The sequence below is a fragment of the Methylobacillus caricis genome, assembly GCF_020532705.1.
GTDB classification, from domain to species: domain Bacteria; phylum Pseudomonadota; class Gammaproteobacteria; order Burkholderiales; family Methylophilaceae; genus Methylobacillus; species Methylobacillus caricis.
Window position 1 is genome coordinate 376,991 of sequence record NZ_JAJAVD010000004.1, and the last position, 20,779, is coordinate 397,769.

At 52.6% G+C, this 20,779-nt stretch carries 19 protein-coding genes; 5 read left to right on the forward strand and 14 right to left on the reverse strand.

Annotated elements, in window-relative coordinates:
• Positions 1 to 2: 2 nt before the first annotated feature.
• The 6 genes from aroK to LG200_RS12195 form a co-directional block, all read right to left on the reverse strand.
• Positions 3 to 515, reverse strand: coding sequence for a shikimate kinase AroK (gene aroK / locus LG200_RS12170; protein ID WP_226757894.1), 513 nt, complete (start codon positions 513 to 515; stop codon positions 3 to 5).
• 64 nt (positions 516 to 579) lie between these two features.
• Positions 580 to 2,763, reverse strand: coding sequence for a type IV pilus secretin PilQ (gene pilQ / locus LG200_RS12175; protein WP_226757895.1), 2,184 nt, complete (start codon positions 2,761 to 2,763; stop codon positions 580 to 582).
• 11 nt (positions 2,764 to 2,774) lie between these two features.
• A complete protein-coding gene (locus LG200_RS12180) occupies positions 2,775 to 3,326 on the reverse strand; it encodes a pilus assembly protein PilP (protein WP_226757896.1) in 552 nt (183 codons plus the stop codon).
• Positions 3,323 to 3,958, reverse strand: a complete 636-nt coding sequence (pilO, locus tag LG200_RS12185) for a type IV pilus inner membrane component PilO (RefSeq protein ID WP_226757897.1) — start codon at positions 3,956 to 3,958, stop codon at positions 3,323 to 3,325. The genes LG200_RS12180 and pilO overlap by 4 nt, the downstream gene beginning before the upstream one ends.
• The gene (locus LG200_RS12190; RefSeq protein WP_226757898.1) at positions 3,955 to 4,542 is read right to left on the reverse strand and encodes a PilN domain-containing protein; all 588 of its coding nucleotides are present in this window, start codon (positions 4,540 to 4,542) and stop codon (positions 3,955 to 3,957) included. The genes pilO and LG200_RS12190 overlap by 4 nt, the downstream gene beginning before the upstream one ends.
• Positions 4,542 to 5,612: a pilus assembly protein PilM gene (locus LG200_RS12195; protein ID WP_226757899.1), complete on the reverse strand. Its 1,071-nt coding sequence runs from the start codon at positions 5,610 to 5,612 to the stop codon at positions 4,542 to 4,544. The genes LG200_RS12190 and LG200_RS12195 overlap by 1 nt, the downstream gene beginning before the upstream one ends.
• A gap of 160 nt (positions 5,613 to 5,772) precedes the next feature.
• Here LG200_RS12195 and LG200_RS12200 point away from each other — a divergent pair, with 160 nt between their 5' ends.
• A complete protein-coding gene (locus tag LG200_RS12200) occupies positions 5,773 to 8,142 on the forward strand; it encodes a penicillin-binding protein 1A (protein WP_226757900.1) in 2,370 nt (789 codons plus the stop codon).
• 28 nt (positions 8,143 to 8,170) lie between these two features.
• The gene (locus LG200_RS12205) at positions 8,171 to 8,812 is read left to right on the forward strand and encodes a hypothetical protein (RefSeq protein WP_226757901.1); all 642 of its coding nucleotides are present in this window, start codon (positions 8,171 to 8,173) and stop codon (positions 8,810 to 8,812) included.
• Positions 8,813 to 8,817: 5 nt separating this feature from the next.
• Here LG200_RS12205 and hemB read toward each other — a convergent pair whose 3' ends face one another.
• The 8 genes from hemB to rpe all read right to left on the reverse strand — a co-directional run bounded on the left by hemB (position 8,818) and on the right by rpe (position 17,697).
• Complete coding sequence (gene hemB, locus LG200_RS12210; protein ID WP_226757902.1) at positions 8,818 to 9,831, reverse strand: porphobilinogen synthase; 1,014 nt, start codon at positions 9,829 to 9,831, stop codon at positions 8,818 to 8,820.
• Between the two features lie 9 nt (positions 9,832 to 9,840).
• Positions 9,841 to 10,629, reverse strand: a complete 789-nt coding sequence (gene trpC, locus LG200_RS12215; RefSeq protein WP_226757903.1) for an indole-3-glycerol phosphate synthase TrpC — start codon at positions 10,627 to 10,629, stop codon at positions 9,841 to 9,843.
• Between the two features lie 36 nt (positions 10,630 to 10,665).
• The gene (locus LG200_RS12220) at positions 10,666 to 11,127 is read right to left on the reverse strand and encodes a DUF3465 domain-containing protein (RefSeq protein WP_226757904.1); all 462 of its coding nucleotides are present in this window, start codon (positions 11,125 to 11,127) and stop codon (positions 10,666 to 10,668) included.
• A complete protein-coding gene (gene trpD / locus LG200_RS12225; protein ID WP_226757905.1) occupies positions 11,124 to 12,149 on the reverse strand; it encodes an anthranilate phosphoribosyltransferase in 1,026 nt (341 codons plus the stop codon). The genes LG200_RS12220 and trpD overlap by 4 nt, the downstream gene beginning before the upstream one ends.
• On the reverse strand, positions 12,149 to 12,715 hold the full coding sequence (gene pabA / locus LG200_RS12230) for an aminodeoxychorismate/anthranilate synthase component II (protein WP_226757906.1): 567 nt from the start codon (positions 12,713 to 12,715) through the stop codon (positions 12,149 to 12,151). Before pabA ends, trpD begins: the two co-directional genes overlap by 1 nt.
• Positions 12,716 to 12,741: 26 nt before the next feature.
• Positions 12,742 to 15,381 carry a bifunctional diguanylate cyclase/phosphodiesterase gene (locus tag LG200_RS12235; protein ID WP_226757907.1) on the reverse strand — a complete coding sequence of 880 codons (2,640 nt, stop codon included), beginning with the start codon at positions 15,379 to 15,381 and terminating at the stop codon, positions 12,742 to 12,744.
• Positions 15,382 to 15,383: 2 nt separating this feature from the next.
• On the reverse strand, positions 15,384 to 16,874 hold the full coding sequence (trpE, locus tag LG200_RS12240) for an anthranilate synthase component I (RefSeq protein ID WP_226757908.1): 1,491 nt from the start codon (positions 16,872 to 16,874) through the stop codon (positions 15,384 to 15,386).
• Between the two features lie 124 nt (positions 16,875 to 16,998).
• Complete coding sequence (rpe, locus tag LG200_RS12245; RefSeq protein ID WP_226757909.1) at positions 16,999 to 17,697, reverse strand: ribulose-phosphate 3-epimerase; 699 nt, start codon at positions 17,695 to 17,697, stop codon at positions 16,999 to 17,001.
• Positions 17,698 to 17,951: 254 nt separating this feature from the next.
• Here rpe and hemA point away from each other — a divergent pair, with 254 nt between their 5' ends.
• The 3 genes from hemA to LG200_RS12260 are packed head-to-tail and all read left to right on the forward strand — an operon-like array spanning position 17,952 to position 20,777.
• Positions 17,952 to 19,196, forward strand: a complete 1,245-nt coding sequence (gene hemA / locus LG200_RS12250) for a glutamyl-tRNA reductase (RefSeq protein ID WP_226757910.1) — start codon at positions 17,952 to 17,954, stop codon at positions 19,194 to 19,196.
• A 24-nt stretch (positions 19,197 to 19,220) separates the two neighbouring features.
• The gene (gene prfA, locus LG200_RS12255; protein WP_226757911.1) at positions 19,221 to 20,303 is read left to right on the forward strand and encodes a peptide chain release factor 1; all 1,083 of its coding nucleotides are present in this window, start codon (positions 19,221 to 19,223) and stop codon (positions 20,301 to 20,303) included.
• A 24-nt stretch (positions 20,304 to 20,327) separates the two neighbouring features.
• A complete protein-coding gene (locus LG200_RS12260; protein WP_226757912.1) occupies positions 20,328 to 20,777 on the forward strand; it encodes a DUF2127 domain-containing protein in 450 nt (149 codons plus the stop codon).
• Positions 20,778 to 20,779: the final 2 nt, after the last annotated feature.

The window sequence follows — 20,779 nt, forward strand, 5'->3', positions numbered from 1 at the left end:
CTCTAGAGATGGTTAAGTTTCTGTTCGATCTGGTGCACGATGGCACTGACCGGCTGTCCGCCAGTATCCACAACAATGGAAGCTACCTCCCTGTACAACGGATCACGTTGCGCAAAAAGCTGCTCCAGTTTCTTTCGGGGGTTATCGCCTTGCAACAACGGCCTGTTCTTGTCGTTGCGGGTCCGCAACCACAATTCATGCACATTGGCGCGCAGGTAGATCACGACACCGTTTTGTTTCAGGTTATCCCGGTTCTCAGGCAACAAGACCGCCCCGCCACCAGTTGCCAGCACAATATTCTGCATGTTGACCAACTCGTCAATCACACTCGCTTCGCGCCTGCGAAAACCATCCTCTTTTTCCACTTCGAAAATAACAGGAATCGTGACACCAGTACGCCGCTCGATCTCGTGATCGGTGTCATAAAAAGTTTTATCCAGATGCCTGGCAATAATACGGCCTATGGTTGTCTTCCCCGCCCCCATCAATCCTACAAAGAAAATATTTCCTGCCATAAAAAATGCCCGCCATTTGCATGGTGAGCATTTTAAGGGAAACCAGCGCAGATGTCAGATATGACTATCGGACTGAAAGATTCTCATCCATCACTTTAGGGGTAATAAAGATCAAGAGTTCAGTCTTGTCATTCTGTTTCGTCCTGCGTTTGAAGACATTCCCGATGAAAGGCAGATCACCAAAGAATGGGACCTTATCTACATCATTACGCTCTGTTTGCTCATAAATGCCCCCCAGCACGGCTGTCTCGCCATTGGCAACCAGAACCTGGGTCTGCACCCGCTGGGTATCGATCGACGGTACACTGGCGAATATCTGGCCGACCTTATCCTTTTTCACTTCCAGGTCCATGATGATTTTTTCATCGGGGGTAATTTGCGGCGTGACTTCCAGGCTCAGCGAGGCATTCTTGAACTGGACTGCTGTCGCGCCACTGCTGGTTGCCTGCTGGAACGGAATTTGTGTCCCTTGCTCAATAATAGCTTTCTGTTGGTTGGCCGTTGTCACACGCGGACTTGATACAATCTTGCCGCGCTGATCGGTTTCCAGGGCCGACAACTCAAGATTGAGCAGGAAACCGGCAGGCAAACGGAACAAGCTGAAGGCAAAGTTACCAAAGGCATTGGCCACCGGCAGGTTCACGTTGAGGTCCTGCGCGCCATCGGCACTGACACCCACACCAACCGTTCCTGGAATGGAAGTGGTTGCCAATGTGGAGGAGCCGACACGATTTGCAATGGTTTCGGTAATCACGCCTGTGGTCGGGTCAGTTGTCCGTTGAGTAATGGTATTGCCCAAGGTTCCGCTGCTGCCATAGCGCGTATCACCACTGGCCTGCTGCTTTTGCACGCCAAAGCGCGCACCCAGGCTTCTGCCAAATTTTTCATCGGCAATCACGAGGCGCGACTCGATCATGACTTGCTTGATCGGAATGTCAATCTTGTTAATGATGTGCTGGATTTCTTCCAGGTGCTTGGAGGTATCCTGGACAAATACCGTGTTGGTCCTGGCATCCACCACTGCGCTACCACGCTTGGAAAGAATCTTCTGCTTGCTGTCACTGATAATGTTCTTGAACGCCTCGGCCTTTTGATAACGCAAGGTGAAGACTTCAGTACGCATCGGCTCCAGTTCCTCGATTTGCTGGCTGGCCTCGAGCAAGAGTTTTTCCTTGGCAGCCACTTCGTCAGAAGGCGCCACCCAGATCACGTTTCCGGTCTTGCGCTGGGTAAGCCCCTTGCTGGACATGATGATATCCAGCGCCTGGTCCCACGGCACGTCTTTCAAACGCAAGGTCAGGTTGCCGGTCACGGTATCGCTGGTGACGATGTTGAGACCGGTAAAGTCTGCAATTACCTGCAGTACGGAACGCACATCGATATTCTGAAAATTCAGTGAGAGTTTTTCACCGGCATAGCCAGGCTTTGAACCCTGCACTAGTTTGTTCGGATCCTCAACCACAGGTCTGATATCAATGATGAAACGCTTGTCAGCCTGGTATGCGGACTGCTCCCACAATCCCTGCGGCTCAATGATCAGGCGTGTATTGTTGCCTTGCTTCATCGCGTCCACATACAACACCGGCGTATTGAAATTGATCACGTTCAGGCGGCGCTGCAACTTGGCGGGCAACTCGGTATTGATGAAATCCACCACCACGGTCTTGCCTTGCTGGCGGATATCAATGCCTGCAGAAGCATCGGAAAGGTCCACCATAATGCGGCCTTCACCGTTTTTGCCGCGTACAAAATCAATATTGTTCAAGCTATGCAACTGCTCTCCTGCCTTGGCTTCTGCAAACCTTGACACCGCACCGCTGGCTGTTGCATTGAGCTCATTGGCTTGCAGGATGATGGTAGTCTCCCGGCCCTGCGTCGTGGTGTTGTAAGCGACCATCTTGGCAAGATTCAATACCAAGCGGGTTCTGTCCTTTGCCTGCGCCAGATTGACGGTTTTCAGTACGCCCTGGCCTGCTTGCAAGCTATTCTTGCCCAAACCATTGCCAATCGCAGGAAAATCAAGGGCAATCCTGGAAGGGTTATTCAAGGTAAATCCGGCGGGGGGATTGGCAAGCGGTTTTGTCGTCTGGATTTGCACAGCAACACGCCCGCCAGACATCGCCACAAAATCTATCTTTTCAATTTTATTGGCGAACTCTGACTGGTCGTCAGCATATGCCACCGATATCCCCGCAATAAATGCCACCATGACGTAAGAAAACCTTGTGGCCAATTTTATGATATTCATTTTTTTCACCCTTATTCCTGCAACTCAATGCTGGAAGTACGCTCTGTCCAGTCGCCGCTCAATTCATCCTGAATGATTTCTTTCAGCGTCACGCCACCTTCGGTAATGTCTGTCACCACTCCGAAATTCTGCCCCATGTATCCACCGATCTTGACCTGCTGCACTGTATTTTCTGGCGTCTGGATCAACGCATACTTCAATTTCTCCTTCGACAGGGATCCTACAAACTTGAGGCTTTCCAGGGGAAAAGCCTCCAAAGGCTCACGCGGGCGGTTCATATTCGGCTGCAAAGTGCTGCTGCGACTTGTAGTGGCTTTTCTCGCCTTGAACGGATCATTCAACAGGCCATCTTGGTTGTACACAGCTGATGAATAGGGCTGCACCTCTGGCAAAGGCTCAATTCGTACATGCATATCCTTGCCTGCATCCTGAATGAAATGATCAAGGTCGTCACCTTGCCCATCACCACAGGCCGCAAGCAGCAAGCAGAATGCCAGCACCCCATATCTTGCCTGCGCAACCACATTGGCGACCCCCGCACTTTCAAATTCGGTTGGCCTCATTTCCTGGCCTCTTTCTTTTCTGCCTGTTTCTTGCTGGCAATTTCATTGGCATCCAGATAACGGTAAGTCTTGGCCACAGCCTCAATGACCAGGCGCGCATCCTTGCTATCTTTATTGGGCGTGTTAACCACAATATCGTTCAGGGTCACAATGCGGGGCAGCCTGGCAATATCCGTCGCAAATACGCCCAGGTCATGATAAGACCCGGTAACCTTGATTGAGATTGGCATTTCTGCATAAAAATCGGCAATGACCTCCTGGCCAGGCTTGAACAATTCAAACTCCAGCCCTCTTTCCAATCCGGCCTGATTGATGTCGGTCAGCAAGCCGTCCATCTGGGAACGATCAGGCAGTTGTTTGACCAATGCTCCAAAGGTACGCTCAATCTCTACCATCTGCTGCTTATAGGCTTCCAGGTTGATGGCCTGCCTTTTCTTGGCAAGAAATGTTTCGCGCAACTCATTTTCCTTGGCTTTTGCCTGATCCAGCTCTTCCAGGGATGGGCTCCAGAAAAACCAGTAGCCGCCAATCACCAGTACCAACAGCAAAATGCCAAGCAACAGGGCCTTGACCGGTAACGGCAGGCTACCGGTATTATTGAGGTCGATATTATTTAATTCCTGCAGGTTCATGCTGGCCTGCCTTTCGTGACATCCGCTTCATCCTCAAGCGATTTCGGCGCCTTGAGCTGTACCGTCAAGGTAAAATTATTTTGCTTGAGGCCATTCACCGTAGCTGACTTGATCTCGACCAGGGTCGGCGTTTCCAGCCATTGGGAACCTGAGAGGTTGCGCACCAGTGTCGCTACCCGGGCATTGGTGTCAGCGACCCCTTCGAGAGTCACAACCCTGCCTTGCTGCTTGATGGCTTTAAGATACATCCCTTCAGGCATTTGCCGGCTCACTTCATCCAGCAGCATCACTGCCTGGCTTCGATTGAGCTGGAGATTTTCAACGACCTGCTTGCGTTCAAGCACATTGCGTATCTGGGTCTTGAGCTCCTTGATTTCCTCAATTTGCTTGTCCAGATTGGCACTGGCAGCTTCCAGGCGAGCATTACGGCTCAACTGCTCATCAAGCCTGCTGCTGATAATGGTGCTGCCCATAAATACAATGGCAACGCCTGCTGCTGCTGTCACAGCAAGCATCAAGTTAAACTGGCGCTGACGCTCTGCACGCCGAATCTGGCGATGCGGTAAGAGGTTAATCCGGACCATCAGGCAAACCTCCTCAATGCCAATCCACAGGCAATCATCAGCGCTGGCGCATCCGTCGCCACCTGCTGCTGCTTCAGGCGAGGGTTAATAGACATATGGTTGAAGGGGTTTGCCACTACGGTGTTCACCTGGGTTCTTTCCTGCACAGCCGCCGCAACACCAGGAATGGCTGCGCAACCTCCGGCAAGAAGAATCTGGTCAACCTTGTTGTACTGTGTGGAATTGGTAAAAAACTGCAAACTGCGGACCACTTCCTGAGCCAGGGACTGGACAAAAGGCTGCAGCACTTCAGCCTCATAACTTTCAGGCAAACCGCCATTTCTCTTGGCCAGCTCTGCCTCTTCTGGCGAAACGCCGAAACGACGCTGGATTTCCAGAGATAATTGATAGCCACCAAATGCCTGCTCACGGGTATGTACTGACTGATTGTCATGCAATACATTGACATGCATCATCAATGCACCCACATCCACCACCATGACGGTCTGCCCTTTTCCGGCTTTGGGCAAAGCGCTCGCGGCCAGCTCATAGGCTGCTTCAATGGCATAGGTTTCCACATCAACAATCACCACCTTGAGCCCGGCGCCTTCGGCAGCTGCTACCCTGTCTTCGATTTTTTCCTTGCGTGCAGCCGCGATCAGGACCTCAACTTCGTTCGGATTGTTCGTGGCTGGCCCCAGCTCCTGGAAATCAATATTTACTTCATCCAGGGAAAAGGGGATGTACTGGTTGGCCTCAGCCTCGACCTGGAACTCCATGTCCTCCTCACGCAAGCCGCTTTGCATTAGCACTTTTTTGCTGATCACTGCGGCTGCAGGCAAGGCAAGCGCCACTTTCTTTTCACGCGTAGACAGTAATTTCCAGGCTCGCTTGACAGCATCCGCGACCAGGTCAAGGCCGACGATATTGCCATCGACCACAGCATCCTTGGCAATGGAAGCAATGGCGTAGCCCTGCAAGTGATAAGCCCCCTTGCTCCCCTGTGCCAGCTCCACCATCTTGACCGAGGTGGAGCTGATATCCACACCAATCAGAGGCGTTGCGCGCTCTGAAAAAAAGTCGAATTTCAAACGAAATTCCCTTTCTATTGCGGTTAGTTACAAACGTTTTTAATAATTTACTTTAGATGCTAACAACAACTATAAACCGAGTAAAGCATATTATTGTTTTTAAATTAGCATCAATGCCACTTATAATAACGTCGTCTGTTTCCAATACTGAACCCTACCAATGCTTCCTAAAAAATGGTGGCAGTTCCTGATCCTGACCGGGCTGATCCTGGGATTGGTGGTAACTGCACTTGTAGGCCTGGCCGCCACGCTGATCTACCCCGAACTTCCCTCACTAGAAGCCCTTACCGACTACAAGCCCAAAGTTCCCATGCGGGTCTACTCCGAAGACGGTCAGCTGATCGGCGAGTTCGGAGAGGAAAGACGTGCCTTCATCAGCATTGATGCCGTGCCCAAGAAACTGAAAGAAGCCATTCTTGCCGCCGAAGATGAACGTTTCTACCAGCATGGCGGTGTCGATACCCTCGGCATACTGAGGGCGGCGATTTCCAATGTCACTTCCGGTAGTTTCAAGGAAGGCGCAAGCACGATCACCATGCAAGTGGCGCGCAACTTTTTCCTGTCCAGCGAGAAAACCGCCACCCGCAAGCTCAGCGAAGCCCTGCTCTCGATCAAGATCGAGCACAGCCTGACCAAGGACCAGATTCTTGAGCTGTATATCAACCAGATTTATCTGGGCCAGCGCTCCTATGGTTTTGCCGCCGCATCACAAGTCTATTACGGCAAGCCTCTGGATCAATTGAGCATAGCCGAAGTGGCAATGCTGGCAGGCTTGCCCAAAGCACCATCCCGCTATAACCCGTTTGCCAACCCAAAACGGGCGGAGGCACGCCAACGTTATGTGTTGCGCCGCATGAAGGACCTGCATTTTATTGAGGAAAAGCAATACCTGGCCGCCCTTGAGGAACCTCACCGTTTCCGCAAGTCCCGCAAGATACGTGATCTATCTGCAGACTATGTGGCAGAAATCGTCCGCCAGGCCATGTACGAACGCTATAAGGACGATATCTACAGCAGCGGCCTGAAAATCTATACCACTATCCGCCAAAGCAACCAGGAAGCGGCCAACCGCGCAGTCCTGCAAGGCATTATTGATTACGACAGGCGCCATGGTTACCGTGGCCCGGAAAAAATGGTCAAACCAGGCGTTGCACCTGATAATGGCAGCAACTGGCTAGACAGCGCTCTGGACGACACTGAGGAGTTCCAAGGCATGATTCCCGCAGTGGTTACCCAGGCCAGTGCAAAAACGGTCAGCGTTTACACCAAGAATGGTGCCAATATCGATATCAATGGCGACGGTCTGGCTGCTATCCAAAAGCTGCTGTCAGAAAAAGATCCGGCCAAACACGTGATCAAGCCTGGTGCCGTCATTCGAATCATGCGCCAGGGAGAGGCCTGGCATATTGTGCAACTGCCGCAAGTAGAATCAGGGCTTGTGGCCGTGGATCCAGAAAATGGGGCCGTCCGCGCCCTGGTTGGCGGCTTTGACTTCAACCGCAACAAGTTCAACCATGTGACACAGGCCTGGCGCCAACCGGGTTCCAGTTTCAAACCCTTTATTTATTCGGCATCCCTGGAAAAAGGCTTCACGCCCGCAAGCATGATAGAGGATGAGCCAATCTCGATTTCCGCGCGAGAAACCGGCAGTGGCTCAGCCTGGGAGCCCAAGAACTATGATCGCAAGTACGATGGCCCCATGCGCATGCGCACCGCTCTCACCAAGTCCAAGAACATGGTTTCCATCCGTATTCTTGAAGGCATAGGCGTCAACTATGCACAGGATTACATCACCCGCTTCGGCTTTTCGCCCAAGGATCACCCGCCTTACCTGGCGATGGCCCTTGGCTCAGGCTCAGTCACAGCTTGGCAGATGGCAGGGGCTTATTCCGTATTTGCCAATGGCGGGTATCGCGTCAAGCCTTACATCATTGCCAAAATTGTCGACAGTCGCGGCAAGGTGCTGGAGCAATCCAAGCCCCAGCTGGCCGGCCGGGATGCGCCCCGCGTGATTGATGGGCGCAATGCCTTCATCATGACCTCAATGCTGCAGGATGTGGTACGCATAGGCACTGCCACCAAAGCCAGACAGCTTGGCCGATCCGATCTCGCGGGCAAGACCGGCACCACCAACAACCAGATTGATGCCTGGTTTGCTGGTTTCAACCCAAAACAGGTCGCTATTGTCTGGATGGGGTTCGATAAACCCAAGTCGCTCGGCAATGTTGAAACCGGCGGCAAGGCTGCTCTGCCAATCTGGATTGACTATATGAGCTCCGCTCTGCGAGGCATTCCCGATGTTCCGCTGGAAGCTCCAACAGGAGTGACACCGGTGCTGATAGATCCTGCGACAGGCAGGCGTGCCACAGGTGAGCACAGCATGGTGGAATATTTCTACCATGAGTTCCCGCCGCCGGATGCGGAGGAAACTCCTTCGCTGATTCCAGGATTCCCGATCCCGGGCCATGGCCAGCCCATCCCGACAGAGAAACAGGACAATACGCCGCCTCGCGCCGACCAATTGTTCTGACAAGATTGAATAATGAGGCGTTTGCATCATGGCAAAAGAAAATGGCAATCGCCAATCCCAGTTGCGCCAGCTGATTACACAACAGGCTGCGCGCATGATGGCGGAAGAGGGTATCTCAGATTATGCCTATGCCAAGCGTAAGGCAGGGCGCCAGTTAGGCGTGACGGATGCGCACTGCATGCCGACCAATAGTGAAATTGAAGAAGAAATCAGGCTGTACCACGACATATACAGCAGTGAGGAGCAACCTGAGGCATTGTTGCAATTACGCAAGGATGCACTGGTCGTGATGCAGCTGCTCCAGCGCTTCAATCCTCACCTGACCGGGGCAGTACTGGATGGGACTGCCGGAAAATATGCGGAGACCCACATTCACCTGTTTGCGGATAGCCTGAAAGAAGTGGAAATGTATCTGCTCAACCAGCAGATCCCGTATGAAACTGATGAGAAATCCTACCGGGTCAGCGATAGGCGCAGCACGGATAGAAAAAAAGTACCCGTATTTACCCTTGATGGCCCAAACGGCATGATCAGACTTAGTGTGTTCGAGGTCGATGACATGCGTATCCCGACCAAGAGCCCTGTCAACGGCAGCAATGCCACCAAGGCAAATATTGAAACCCTGCAGGGCCTGATCAATCTTTCAGTATCAGGCAGCCCCGCTGGATAAGGCTATTATTGCTGGCCTTCCTTCAGCCACCTGGCAATATCCATCGCATAATAAGTCAGGATGCCGTCCGCACCTGCTCGCTTAAACCCCAGCATGGCCTCCAGCACCACCGCCCGTTCATCCAGCCAGCCATTGAGCGCAGCGGCTTTCAGCATCGCATACTCACCGCTGACATGGTAAGCATAAGTCGGCACGCCAAATTCCTGCTTTACGCGGCGTACGATATCAAGATAAGGCATGCCCGGCTTCACCATCACCATGTCAGCGCCTTCTTCCAGGTCCAGCGCGACTTCACGCAAGGCCTCGTCACTATTGCCCGGATCCATCTGGTAGTTGTACTTATTGCTCTTGCCAAGATTGGCTGAGGAACCGACAGCATCGCGGAAAGGACCGTAGAAAGCCGAAGCGTATTTGGCAGAATACGCCAGGATGCGGGTATAAATATGCCCTGCTTCTTCCAGCGCATCCCGTATTGCCCCTATTCGGCCATCCATCATGTCTGAAGGTGCCACCACATCTGAACCTGCCTCTGCATGGCAGATCGCCTGCTTGACCAATATGGCCACAGTTTCATCATTGAGCACATAACCGGTATCATCGATCACACCATCCTGGCCATGCGTGGTATAAGGATCCAGCGCCACATCGGTAATGATCCCCAGCTCCGGAAATGCAGCCTTCAAAGCACGCACCGCGCGCGGCACCAAGCCTTTCGGATTCCATGCTTCATCAGCATCAAGGCTTTTGTACTGCTGATCCACCACCGGGAACAATGCCAAGGCGGGAATACCTAGCGCCACACACTCGCCTGCGGTTTCCAGCAGGTTGTCTATGCTCTGACGCTGTACGCCAGGCATGGATGCAACTTCCTCAGCACGGCTTTCTCCCTCCAGCACGAACACTGGATAGATCAGGTCATTACTGGTGAGTACGTGCTCACGCATCAAGCGCCGCGAGAAATCATCCCGCCTCATCCGACGGGGGCGGATGGCAAGAAACTGGCGATTGTGATCGGTCATGACAATTCCTTATGCAAATACTTTGGCCAACTCGATGCCCGGATCAGGCTGGCGCATGAATGCCTCGCCTACCAGGAAGGTATGTACCCCATGGCTACGCATCAATGCAACATCCTCAGGTGTAAAAATACCGGATTCAGTAATGACGGTCTTGCCTGGTGGAATGCGATCAAGCAAGCCCAGCGTTGTATCCAGCGTCACATCAAAGGTGCGCAGGTTACGGTTGTTAATGCCCAGCAGATCAGTCTCCAGCTGCAAGGCAATATCCAGCTCTTCTCCATTATGCACTTCCACCAGCACGCTCATACCCAGGTCATGTGCGATGGCTTCCAATTCACGCATGCGTGGCAGATCTATGGCTGCCGCGATCAGCAGGATACAGTCTGCCCCCATGGCGCGTGCTTCGTAAACTTGGTAAGGATCTATCATGAAATCCTTGCGCAATACCGGGATATCACAGGCTGCACGTGCCTGTTTGAGGTATTCAGTACGGCCCTGGAAAAACTGCTCATCGGTCAGCACGGAAAGACAAGCTGCGCCGTGCTGCGCATAGCTGGCAGCAATCGCTGCCGGCTGGAAATCCTCGCGGATAATGCCCTTGGAAGGGCTCGCCTTCTTGATTTCCGCAATAACAGCCGCTTGACCAGCTGCAATCTTGCGGCGTATCGCGCCAAGAAAAGGGCGAGGAGATGCATTTTGTTCAATCTCCTCCTGCAATAAGGCTAACGGCCTGGCCGCCTTTGCGGTACTGACTTCCACCTGTTTGACATCAAGTATCTTGTTGAGAATATCGGACATGGTTCTGTAGATCATCCTGAGATTAAAGCCAACGGCTTATTGGTATACACGTTCATTGTGACGCAGCCAACCGCCAGTATGGCGGCCTTGTGGATCATGGTGGGTCCAGTGTATGACACCACCTTTATGGCCCCATTCATAAACGCCATAAAAATCCACTTCATCCCCAACCTTGAGGCCGGAAATCCGTGGTGCAAGATCAATATTATGGGCCACCAGCAAGGTCATGTCGTTATTCAGTTTCAAGATAAAACGCTGATGCCTTGCACCTTGCTCGTCATCCGGCAATACCTTGGCCACCAAGCCTCGTGACTGCACCTGTACCCCGTTCTCATGCTGGTCAAATGCCTGTTGGATACGCGCATCCGCAGCTGAAGGCTGCTTGAGCACAATCACATGTTCACTGCCTGGTAATGCAGCTTCACTTTCCTGCTGGGTACTGAAATGATAGCCGGTATAAACCAGCGCTATCGCGATAACCAGAAACAACCGGATCATAATTGCTGGCTCAGCACCTTCAAACGCTCAAGTTTAGCCGAAGCGGCACCGGAATCCAGGGACTGGGCAGCCTTTTCAATCCCGGCCTTGAGGTCGGATGCCAGTCCGGAAACATAGATGGCAGCACCTGCATTCAACAGGACAATATCGCGGGCCGGACCTTTCTCTCCCGTAAACACACTACAGATGATCTCGCTGGACTCCTGCGCATTTTCCACATGTATGCTATTGATATCATGCAACGGCATGCCGAACTGCCCAGGATTGAGTACGTACTCATGCACCTCGCCATCCTTGAGTTCAGCAACATACGTATCGGCCGCAAAAGATATCTCGTCCATCTCATCTGCACTATGCACCACCATTACATGCTGGCTGCCTAACTGTTTGAGCGTTAACGCCAGCAAACTCACCAGATCCTTGTGAAACACCCCCATGACCTGGCGTTTTGCTCCGGCGGGATTGGTCAGCGGCCCCAACAGATTGAACAATGTGCGCACCCCCAGCTCACGCCGTACAGGAGCAGCATACCTCATGGCACTATGATGATTGGGGGCAAACATGAAGCCGATACCAGCTTCGTTAACACACCGGGCAACCTGTTCCGGACCCAGGCCTATGTTCACGCCCAATGCCTCCAGCACATCAGCGGATCCCGTTTTGGATGAAGCTGCCCGACCGCCATGCTTTGCTATCCTCGCCCCCGCACCGGCAGCCACAAACGCTGAAGCCGTGGATACATTGAAAGCCTTATTGGCAGCTCCACCGGTACCACAGGTATCGATCAGGTGCGCCCCGTCTGCCACTACCACCTTGGTGGAAAGCTCACGCATGACCTGAGCGGCGGCCGCTATCTCAGTGACGGTTTCCCCTTTCACACGCAACCCTGCAAGAAAACCTGCAATCTGTACTGGAGTGAATGTGCCACCCATGATCTGCTGCATCACATCCAACATTTCTTCATGCGAAAAATCGACATGATCTATCAATTTCTGCAGGGCAGTTTTTGGCGTGATGCTCATTAATACGCTTTCAGGAAATTGTTCAAAAGCTCGTGCCCATATTGGGTCAGGATGGATTCTGGATGAAACTGCACACCCTCTATAGGCAGGCTCTTGTGACGTACGCCCATGATCTCCCCATCCTCTGTCCAGGCCGTGATCTCCAGGCAGTCCGGGATAGTTTCACGCTCAATGACCAAGGAGTGATAGCGGGTTGCGGTGTAAGGATTAGGCAAATCCTTGAACACCCCGACATTCGCATGATGAATCTGGGAAGTTTTGCCATGCATCAATTGCTTGGCATGCACGATATTTCCGCCAAATGCCTGGCCTATGCTTTGATGTCCCAGGCACACGCCAAGAATGGGAATCTTGCCAGCGAACTCATGTATGAGTGGCACAGAGATACCTGCCTCGTTCGGTGTACATGGCCCAGGTGAAATCACGATATGGTCAGGATTAAGCGTAGCCACCTGTTCTAAACTGATTTCATCGTTACGGTACACCTGCACTTCCTGCCCCAACTCACCCAGATACTGCACCAGGTTATAAGTAAAAGAGTCGTAATTATCCAGCATTAACAGCATGTTCTGCTTCCTTCGTCATCTTGCATTCAAGCCAGCCCGTCATTCTGGCTGGAATTTTCTATAAACAAAAGCCCATTCTCTTCCAACACCCGCTCAAACTCTTTCATGTGCAACGGCCTGGAAAACAGGTACCCCTGGAAATAGCGGCAGCCATACTCATTGAGCAGTGCCATCTGCGCTTCACTTTCAACTCCTTCGGCAATCACATTCAGGCCCAAGGTATTGCTCATGGCGATAATGGCCTGCACAATCGCAGCATCACTTGGATCTTCCGCAATATCCCGGACAAAAGACCGGTCGATCTTTACCTGCGACAGGGGCAATTGCTTGAGATAGGCCAGCGATGAATACCCGGTGCCAAAATCATCCATGGCGAAACGCACGCCGATCTCGCGTAATGCATTCATTTTTTCAACTGCATCTGCAATATTGTCCAGCACCACGCTCTCAGTGAGCTCAAGCTTTAGCAATGAGGGATTGGCACCTGTTTTCTCCAGTACCTTGAGCACATCATCCACAAAATCTGCTTGCCGGAATTGCCGTGCACTCACATTGACTGCCAACTGCAAGCCATCCAGCCCAGGATGGCCTTCCCACAGTTTCAATTGATGGCATGCGCTATAAAGCACCCAGCGCCCGATAGAAACGATCAGGCCGCTATCCTCGGCAATGCCGACAAACTCGTTGGGAGGCAACAATCCATGCTCTGGATGCTGCCACCTGAGCAACACTTCGGCGCCAAAGGCACGCCGATCTGCATCCACTTGCACCTGGCAATACATGCGCAATTGTTCCTGCACCAGTGCCAATCTTAATTGCAGCTCAAGATCCACGCGCTTTTCAAGAGCGGCCTGCATGGCTGGGTCAAAAAACCTCAGTGTATTGCGTCCTGCTGCCTTGGCTTGGTACATCGCAGTGTCTGAGCGCTTGAGGAGCTCTTCTATGCTGACAAAATTACCAGTAAACAACGCAATTCCCATACTCGACGAATTGTGGTGTTCAATTTCACCCAGATGATAGGGCTGGTTCACTGCCTCCAGTATCTTGTTGGCAACCTGCCTGGTCTGTACCAGCGCCTGCTCCATATCCGAGCTCAAATCCTCCAGGATGATCACAAACTCGTCCCCGCCAAGACGTGCGACTGTATCTTCAGCCCGCACGCAATCCCGCAAACGGCTGGCAACCTCAACCAGCAGCAGATCTCCCACATCATGGCCGCGCGAATCATTCAATGCCTTGAAATCATCCAGGTCAATAAATATGACTGCTCCATGTTTGTAATCCCGGATGCTGGACGCTATAGCCTGGTGCAGGCGATCTATAAGCAGGCGCCGGTTAGGCAGGCCGGTAAGCACATCAAAGAACGCCAGGTTGCGGATTTCCTGCTCCACCTTTCTGCGCTCGGTCAAATCACGGAAAAAGCCGGTAACCAGCGGCACACCTTTATCCATGAGTGAAGTAATCGTCAGTTCAACCGGAAATTCTGTGCCGTCAGACCGCATTCCAGTAAGCTCAAGCCGGCGATCAAACATGGTCGCCTTATTGGTATCGATAAACTTCTTGTGCGCCCGTAAATGAGCCTCTCGCAAGGATGGCGGAATAATTTTATCCACCATGGGTTGACCGATTACTTCTGCACGGCTATATCCAAACATGCGCTCGGCTGCCTGGTTGAACTCCACCAAACGGCCTTTGTCGTCGATGCTCACAATCCCGTCCTGCGCATTGTCCACCACCGCCCGTAACTTGGTCTCGCTGCTACGCAAAGCCTTGTCGGAGGTTTCCCGCGAAGATTGCAATGCAGTAATGAGTAACACCACCAATGACAATGTGCTCATAAATACCCACAACGCCCATGCTGGCTGATACTCAAGCTCCGTGGTGGAGCTTGGTTGGATATCCACTATCGAGCTGAGCGCTATCAAGGACAGTATCAACACTATAAAGGATGCGCCGGTCACTCCTACTCGCATTGCGACCAGCACAACGAAGGGCAGCACCAGAAATGCCAGCACCATGTATTGATCGGTATAATCAGCGATATACTGGAAAATCAGCCATTCAAGGATAAATACCATCAACGCAAACCCAAGGTAGCGCCTGCGCTGTTTCCAGAGTGCCGCCAATTCCTGCCGGGAGACATTGAGCAATAACGGAAGCAACATCAATATTCCCATTACATCTGCCGTCCACCATAAAAGGAGTGCACGCCAGAACATCCCTGCCTCCAACATGCCGGCATACTGCAATCCTGCAACTCCACCTGTGGCGGACACCAGCATGCCGATAGCCGCTGCCGCCACCATCAGCGGAATATCCCGTATTCTGTTCAATGAAGTATGGAAGAAAGTCCGTCTGAGTATCAAGGTAACCAAGACAGGACCTAAAGTATTGGCAACCGCCACGACTACAGGCAGGACTGGATCACCGCCATCCAATGAAGTCTGGAGATAAAAGTAACAATCAAGGAATGCGCCCGCAAGAATAGCAGGCCAATATCGCATGCCCCAGCGCATGAGCGCAGCCACGGCAATGCCCGATGGAAGCCAGAGCAGTACAATATGAGACATGACAAATGGCAAATATTGCAGCACTTTGCCAACTGCAAGGTAGGCCAGCGTCAGAATAATAAGCCGGCTTAATTGCCGGCTTGTCCCTATGGTCATGCTCAATCCTCGCTGTTATCGAGCCCTGATTGCACCATTTCTGCGGCGCGCAGCACCGCTCGCGCCTTGTTTTGAGTTTCCATCCATTCGTTTTCAGGCACGGAGTCAGCAACAATGCCGGCCCCTGCCTGGGAATAGAGCATGCCATCCTTGATCACACCGGTACGGATCGCAATGGCCAGATCCATATCGCCATTAAAACCAAGATAGCCGACGGCTCCACCATAGATACCGCGCTTACTCGGCTCCAGCTCATCTATGATTTCCATCGCCCTTACCTTAGGAGCACCACTCAAGGTGCCGGCAGGAAAAGTTGCCTTGAGTACATCGATTGCACTCATGCCAGGCTTTAGCTTGCCCTCGACATTGGAGACAATATGCATCACGTGTGAATAACGCTCTATCAGCATATTATCAGTAACACGTACACTACCGACCTCGGCCACGCGGCCCACATCATTGCGCCCCAGGTCCATCAACTGTACATGTTCAGCTATTTCCTTCGGGTCGGCAAGCAGCTCTTCCGCCAACGCTATATCTTCCTCGCGGGTCTTGCCACGAGGGCGGGTGCCCGCAATTGGGCGCGATGTCACGGTATCATCCTCAAGCCTAACCAGAATCTCAGGCGACGCGCCAACCACATAATGGTCCCCCATATCATAGTAGAACATATAGGGTGACGGGTTCAGGCTGCGCAATGCGCGGTACAGGGAAAGTGGCGGAGCGCTGAAGGGCTTGGCCATACGTTGCGACAACACCACCTGCATGATGTCGCCATCAAAAATATACTGCTTGGACTGCGCCACAGCATTTTTGAAGCTGCCTTCACCGAACTCCGATCCCGCCTCTGTTGCATCCATGGCTTGCGCATCGGGGATCTGTACCGATTGGCGCAGGCGGCGTACTAGTTCATGCAAGCGGGCGAGGCCATCCACATAAGCATTCGGTTGCGCAGGATCAGCGTACACAATGAAGTAAAGCTTGCCGGACAGGTTATCAACCACGGCCAGCTCTTCGGATACCATTAACAGTATATCCGGCACACCCAGCGCATCTGGTTTGACGGTATTCGCAAGACGGCGTTCTATATAACGTATGGTGTCATAGCCGAAATAACCAGCCAGCCCCCCGGTAAACCGCGGCAAGCCCTGATAGGGTGGAATGCGAAAACGCGCCTGGTATTGCTGTATGAAATCCAGCGGATTGCTGTCATCAACCGCTTCTTCTATGACGCTGCCATCCTTCAGTACTTTCAGCTTGCGGCCACGAACTTCAATCCGCGTCCTGGCTGGCAGGCCAATGATGGAATAGCGCCCAAAACGTTCACCACCCTGCACCGACTCCAATAGATAAGAGTAAGGCTGGTTGGCTAGTTTCAGGTAAAGCGAAAGTGGGGTATCAAGGTCGGCAAAGGTTTCTACGACCAGCGGAATACGATTGAAACCCTCACTCGCGAGGGCATCAAACTCTTGTTGATTGATGGTTTGCAACATACAGACTCCCGGATCCTGAATATTAAGATGACGCTGGCATTGACCTTGCCAGAAGGGTGGCTACATCAGCGCCACCATCGCCAGCTATTTGGATTGTTCAGGATCCGGGGATTCATTGCAGGGCCTAGACTTTTGCCAGCTCGGCACGCAATGCATTGATCACTGTGTCGTAACGGTTAGGATCGGTATCCTTGCCAGCACCGAACACAGCAGAGCCTGCCACGAAGGTATCAGCACCAGCGCGGGCAATGTCAGCAATATTGGATGGGTTGACACCGCCATCGATTTCCAGCCAGATCTCACGGCCGGTTTTTTCAGTATAGGCATCAATGCGGGCACGTGCCTCGCGCAGCTTGTCCAACGTGCCTGGAATGAATTTCTGACCGCCAAAACCAGGGTTGACCGACATCAACAACACCATGTCCACCTTGTCCATGACGTAATCCAGATAACTCAGTGGTGTTGCCGGATTGAACACCAGGCCCGATTTACAGCCGTGCTCGCGCACCAGGGAAAGGCTGCGGTCAATATGATCAGAAGCTTCAGGATGGAAGGTAATGATGTTGGCGCCAGCCTTGGCAAAGTCAGGAATGATGCGATCCACTGGCTTCACCATCAGATGCACATCAATAATTGCATCAGTCACTGGGCGAATTGCTTCACAGACCAGAGGTCCAATGGTCAGGTTGGGAACATAATGGTTATCCATTACGTCAAAGTGAACGATATCAGCGCCAGACGTGATGACATCGGTAATTTCCTGTCCTAGCTTGGCAAAGTTGGCGGAAAGGATACTGGGAGCAATTCTGAATGGTTTAGCCATGATATTGGGTCGTGATAGCGTAAAAAATGAGTATTTTAACCGAAAAACCGTGCAAAGCACTTTGTACAAGGGATATGTTGCAAAAATCCCGATAAAAACCGCATTTATATAGCGGCACAGGCCTCTTGGCAAGATTGAATCCCAAGCTTACGCTTTGGCTCAAACGGAGTATGATAGCGGCCTGCCATGCAGAATCAACGGCTTAATGACTTGAAATTGTTGCTTAAGTTGCCGCGATACAGGAAAATTGCAGGATGCATTTATTTACAGTCGGCGTGAACCACACGACCGCACCGATTTCCATACGTGAGAATGTCGCTTTCCAAAACGAGCATCTCGGCGTTGCCTTGCGTGACCTGAACTCATTCGGCATCAATGAAGCCGCCATCCTCTCTACCTGCAATCGCACCGAACTTTACTGCAACACTGACAACCCCCAAAAGGCCCTGAACTGGCTGGCACACTACCATCGCCTGCAACCCCAGGCTATAGAACCCTATATGTACACCCTGCCGCAGCAGGACGCAGTCAAGCACGCTTTCCGCGTGGCCTCTGGCCTGGACTCCATGGTGCTAGGAGAAGCGCAGATCCTGGGACAAATGAAACAGGCCGTGCGCATTGCTGAAAACGCCGGCACCCTGGGCACGCTGCTGCATAAACTTTTCCAGCGTACCTTCTCCGTTGCGAAGGAAGTACGTACTAACACCAATATTGGTGCAAATTCAGTCTCGCTGGCAGCAGCAGCCACACGCCTCGCCCAGAGGATTTTTGGCGAATTGTCTTCCCAGCATGTGCTGTTTATAGGCGCCGGCGAAATGATAGAGCTTTGCGCCGAACATTTTGCTGCCCAGCGCCCTGCATCACTGACAGTGGCAAACCGTACCCTGGAGCGTGGGGAAGACCTTGCCTTGAGAATCGGCGGCAATAGCATGTTGCTGGCAGACCTGCCCGACCGGCTGGCCGAGTTCGACATTGTCATCACCTCCACCGCCAGCCAGCTACCGATAGTTGGGCTGGGCATGGTGGAACGGGCAATCCGCAGCCGTAAACACAAACCCATGTTCATGGTCGACCTAGCCGTTCCTCGCGACATTGAAGCCGAAGCCAGCGAACTGGATGACGTATTCCTATACACCGTCGACGACCTCGCGCAAGTGGTCCAGGAAGGCATGGAAAACCGCCAGGAAGCTGCAGCAGAGGCAGAGGCCATTATCGATATGCGCGTGGAAAACTTCATGCACTGGCTGAAAACCCGTAGCGCAGTCCCCACTATCCGGGCGTTGCGTGAGCAGGCTGAAACCTATCGCCTGTCGGAGCTGGAAAAAGCACAAAAATTGCTCGCCCGCGGTGAAAACCCGGCCCTGGTACTGGAAGCCTTGAGCAATGCCCTGACCAACAAACTGCTGCATGGCCCCAGCCATGCACTCAACACGACATCTGGAGAAGACAGGGATCAGCTTGAAGCCATGCTGCGCCAGCTTTACCAGATTCAACATTAACTGCCGTTTTTACGATTTGAAGCAATGAAACCCTCAATGATAAAAAAGCTCGCCACCCTGAGCGAGCGCCTGGACGAACTCAATCGCCTGCTGAGCAGCGAAGATGCCACCAGCGACATGGACAACTACCGCAAGATCACGCGTGAACATGCCGAAATCACGCCTATCGTTGAACAGTTCCGCGCATACGAGAAAACAGAAGCCGACATCAAAGAAGCCCAGGCCATGCTGGCTGACCCCGAGATGAAGGACTTTGCCCAGGATGAAATCGAGAGCGGCAAGGACAAGCTGGAAGCAATTGCGGAAGAACTGCAAAAACTATTGCTGCCCAAAGATCCCAATGATGAGCGCAATATCTTCCTGGAAATCCGCGCGGGCACCGGCGGTGACGAATCCGCGCTCTTTGCCGGCGACCTGTTTCGCATGTATTCCCGTTTTGCAGAACGCCAGCGCTGGAAAGTGGAAATCGTTTCCGCCAGCGAATCCGAAATAGGTGGCTACAAGGAAATCATTGCCAAGATCGAAGGCTTTGGCGCCTACTCCAAGCTCAAGTTCGAGTCCGGTGGCCATCGCGTACAGCGCGTTCCTGAAACGGAAACCCAAGGACGCATTCACACCTCGGCCTGCACCGTCGCCATACTGCCCGAAGTCGATGAGGTGAGCGATATCACCATCAACCCAGCTGATATCCGTATCGATACCTTTCGCGCTTCAGGTGCCGGTGGCCAACACATCAACAAAACCGACTCGGCGGTACGCATCACTCACTTCCCTACCGGTATTGTTGTGGAATGCCAGGACGGCCGTAGCCAGCACTCGAACAAGGCGCAAGCGATGCAAGTGCTGGCAGCCCGGATCAAGGCCAAGCAAGTTGATGAGCAGCAAAGCAAGATTGCGAGTGAACGCCGCAGCCTGATTGGCTCCGGCGACCGCTCCGAACGCATCCGTACTTACAATTATCCGCAAGGCCGTATTACCGACCACCGCATCAACCTGACGCTATACAAGATTGATGCAATCACTGAAGGCGACATGGATGAGCTGATCAATGCCCTCGCATCGGAACACCAGGCAGACCTGCTTGCCACGCTGGGTGAAGACAACTAGGTCGCCATACATAGGGAAACAGGCATGAACGGCAGACAAGCAAGCCTGCGCGGTATTGCCTTGGTAGAGGCGGCAAAAGCCCTGCTGGTCCTGGCTGCCTCACTGGCTCTGTTCAAGAACCTGGGCACAAACTGGCAAAGTAATATCGAAACATTGATTGCCCACTTCCATCTCAATCCTGCCAGCAAGTACCCACGCATTCTGCTGGAGCTGAGCGATAACCTGACACACCCACGAATGCTGGCACTCGCGTTCGGCGCCCTGTTCTATTCCGCCATCCGCCTGCTGGAAGCTTATGGCCTATGGAAAAGCCGGCCCTGGGCGCTAATATTGGGAATTGCCAGCGCCGGCCTGTACCTTCCTTTCGAAATCCTGGAAATCATTGAGCACTCCAGCTGGATTGCGGTGGGCATTTTCTGCTCCAACCTCTTGATCATTGCCGTCCTCTGGTCCAACCATCGCAGCACATCATAATC

Coding starts and splice junctions, on each gene's coding strand:
- hemA (WP_226757910.1), top strand. CDS start 17,952: ATGCATTTATTTACAGTCGGCGTGAACCACACGACCGCACCGATTTCC.
- pilO (WP_226757897.1), bottom strand. CDS start 3,958: ATGAACCTGCAGGAATTAAATAATATCGACCTCAATAATACCGGTAGC.
- LG200_RS12205 (WP_226757901.1), top strand. CDS start 8,171: ATGGCAAAAGAAAATGGCAATCGCCAATCCCAGTTGCGCCAGCTGATT.
- trpD (WP_226757905.1), bottom strand. CDS start 12,149: ATGAGCATCACGCCAAAAACTGCCCTGCAGAAATTGATAGATCATGTC.
- LG200_RS12180 (WP_226757896.1), bottom strand. CDS start 3,326: ATGAGGCCAACCGAATTTGAAAGTGCGGGGGTCGCCAATGTGGTTGCG.
- trpC (WP_226757903.1), bottom strand. CDS start 10,629: ATGTCCGATATTCTCAACAAGATACTTGATGTCAAACAGGTGGAAGTC.
- LG200_RS12260 (WP_226757912.1), top strand. CDS start 20,328: ATGAACGGCAGACAAGCAAGCCTGCGCGGTATTGCCTTGGTAGAGGCG.
- LG200_RS12220 (WP_226757904.1), bottom strand. CDS start 11,127: ATGATCCGGTTGTTTCTGGTTATCGCGATAGCGCTGGTTTATACCGGC.
- pilQ (WP_226757895.1), bottom strand. CDS start 2,763: ATGAATATCATAAAATTGGCCACAAGGTTTTCTTACGTCATGGTGGCA.
- trpE (WP_226757908.1), bottom strand. CDS start 16,874: ATGTTGCAAACCATCAATCAACAAGAGTTTGATGCCCTCGCGAGTGAG.
- aroK (WP_226757894.1), bottom strand. CDS start 515: ATGGCAGGAAATATTTTCTTTGTAGGATTGATGGGGGCGGGGAAGACA.
- LG200_RS12200 (WP_226757900.1), top strand. CDS start 5,773: ATGCTTCCTAAAAAATGGTGGCAGTTCCTGATCCTGACCGGGCTGATC.
- rpe (WP_226757909.1), bottom strand. CDS start 17,697: ATGGCTAAACCATTCAGAATTGCTCCCAGTATCCTTTCCGCCAACTTT.
- hemB (WP_226757902.1), bottom strand. CDS start 9,831: ATGACCGATCACAATCGCCAGTTTCTTGCCATCCGCCCCCGTCGGATG.
- prfA (WP_226757911.1), top strand. CDS start 19,221: ATGAAACCCTCAATGATAAAAAAGCTCGCCACCCTGAGCGAGCGCCTG.
- LG200_RS12190 (WP_226757898.1), bottom strand. CDS start 4,542: ATGGTCCGGATTAACCTCTTACCGCATCGCCAGATTCGGCGTGCAGAG.
- LG200_RS12235 (WP_226757907.1), bottom strand. CDS start 15,381: ATGACCATAGGGACAAGCCGGCAATTAAGCCGGCTTATTATTCTGACG.
- pabA (WP_226757906.1), bottom strand. CDS start 12,715: ATGCTGTTAATGCTGGATAATTACGACTCTTTTACTTATAACCTGGTG.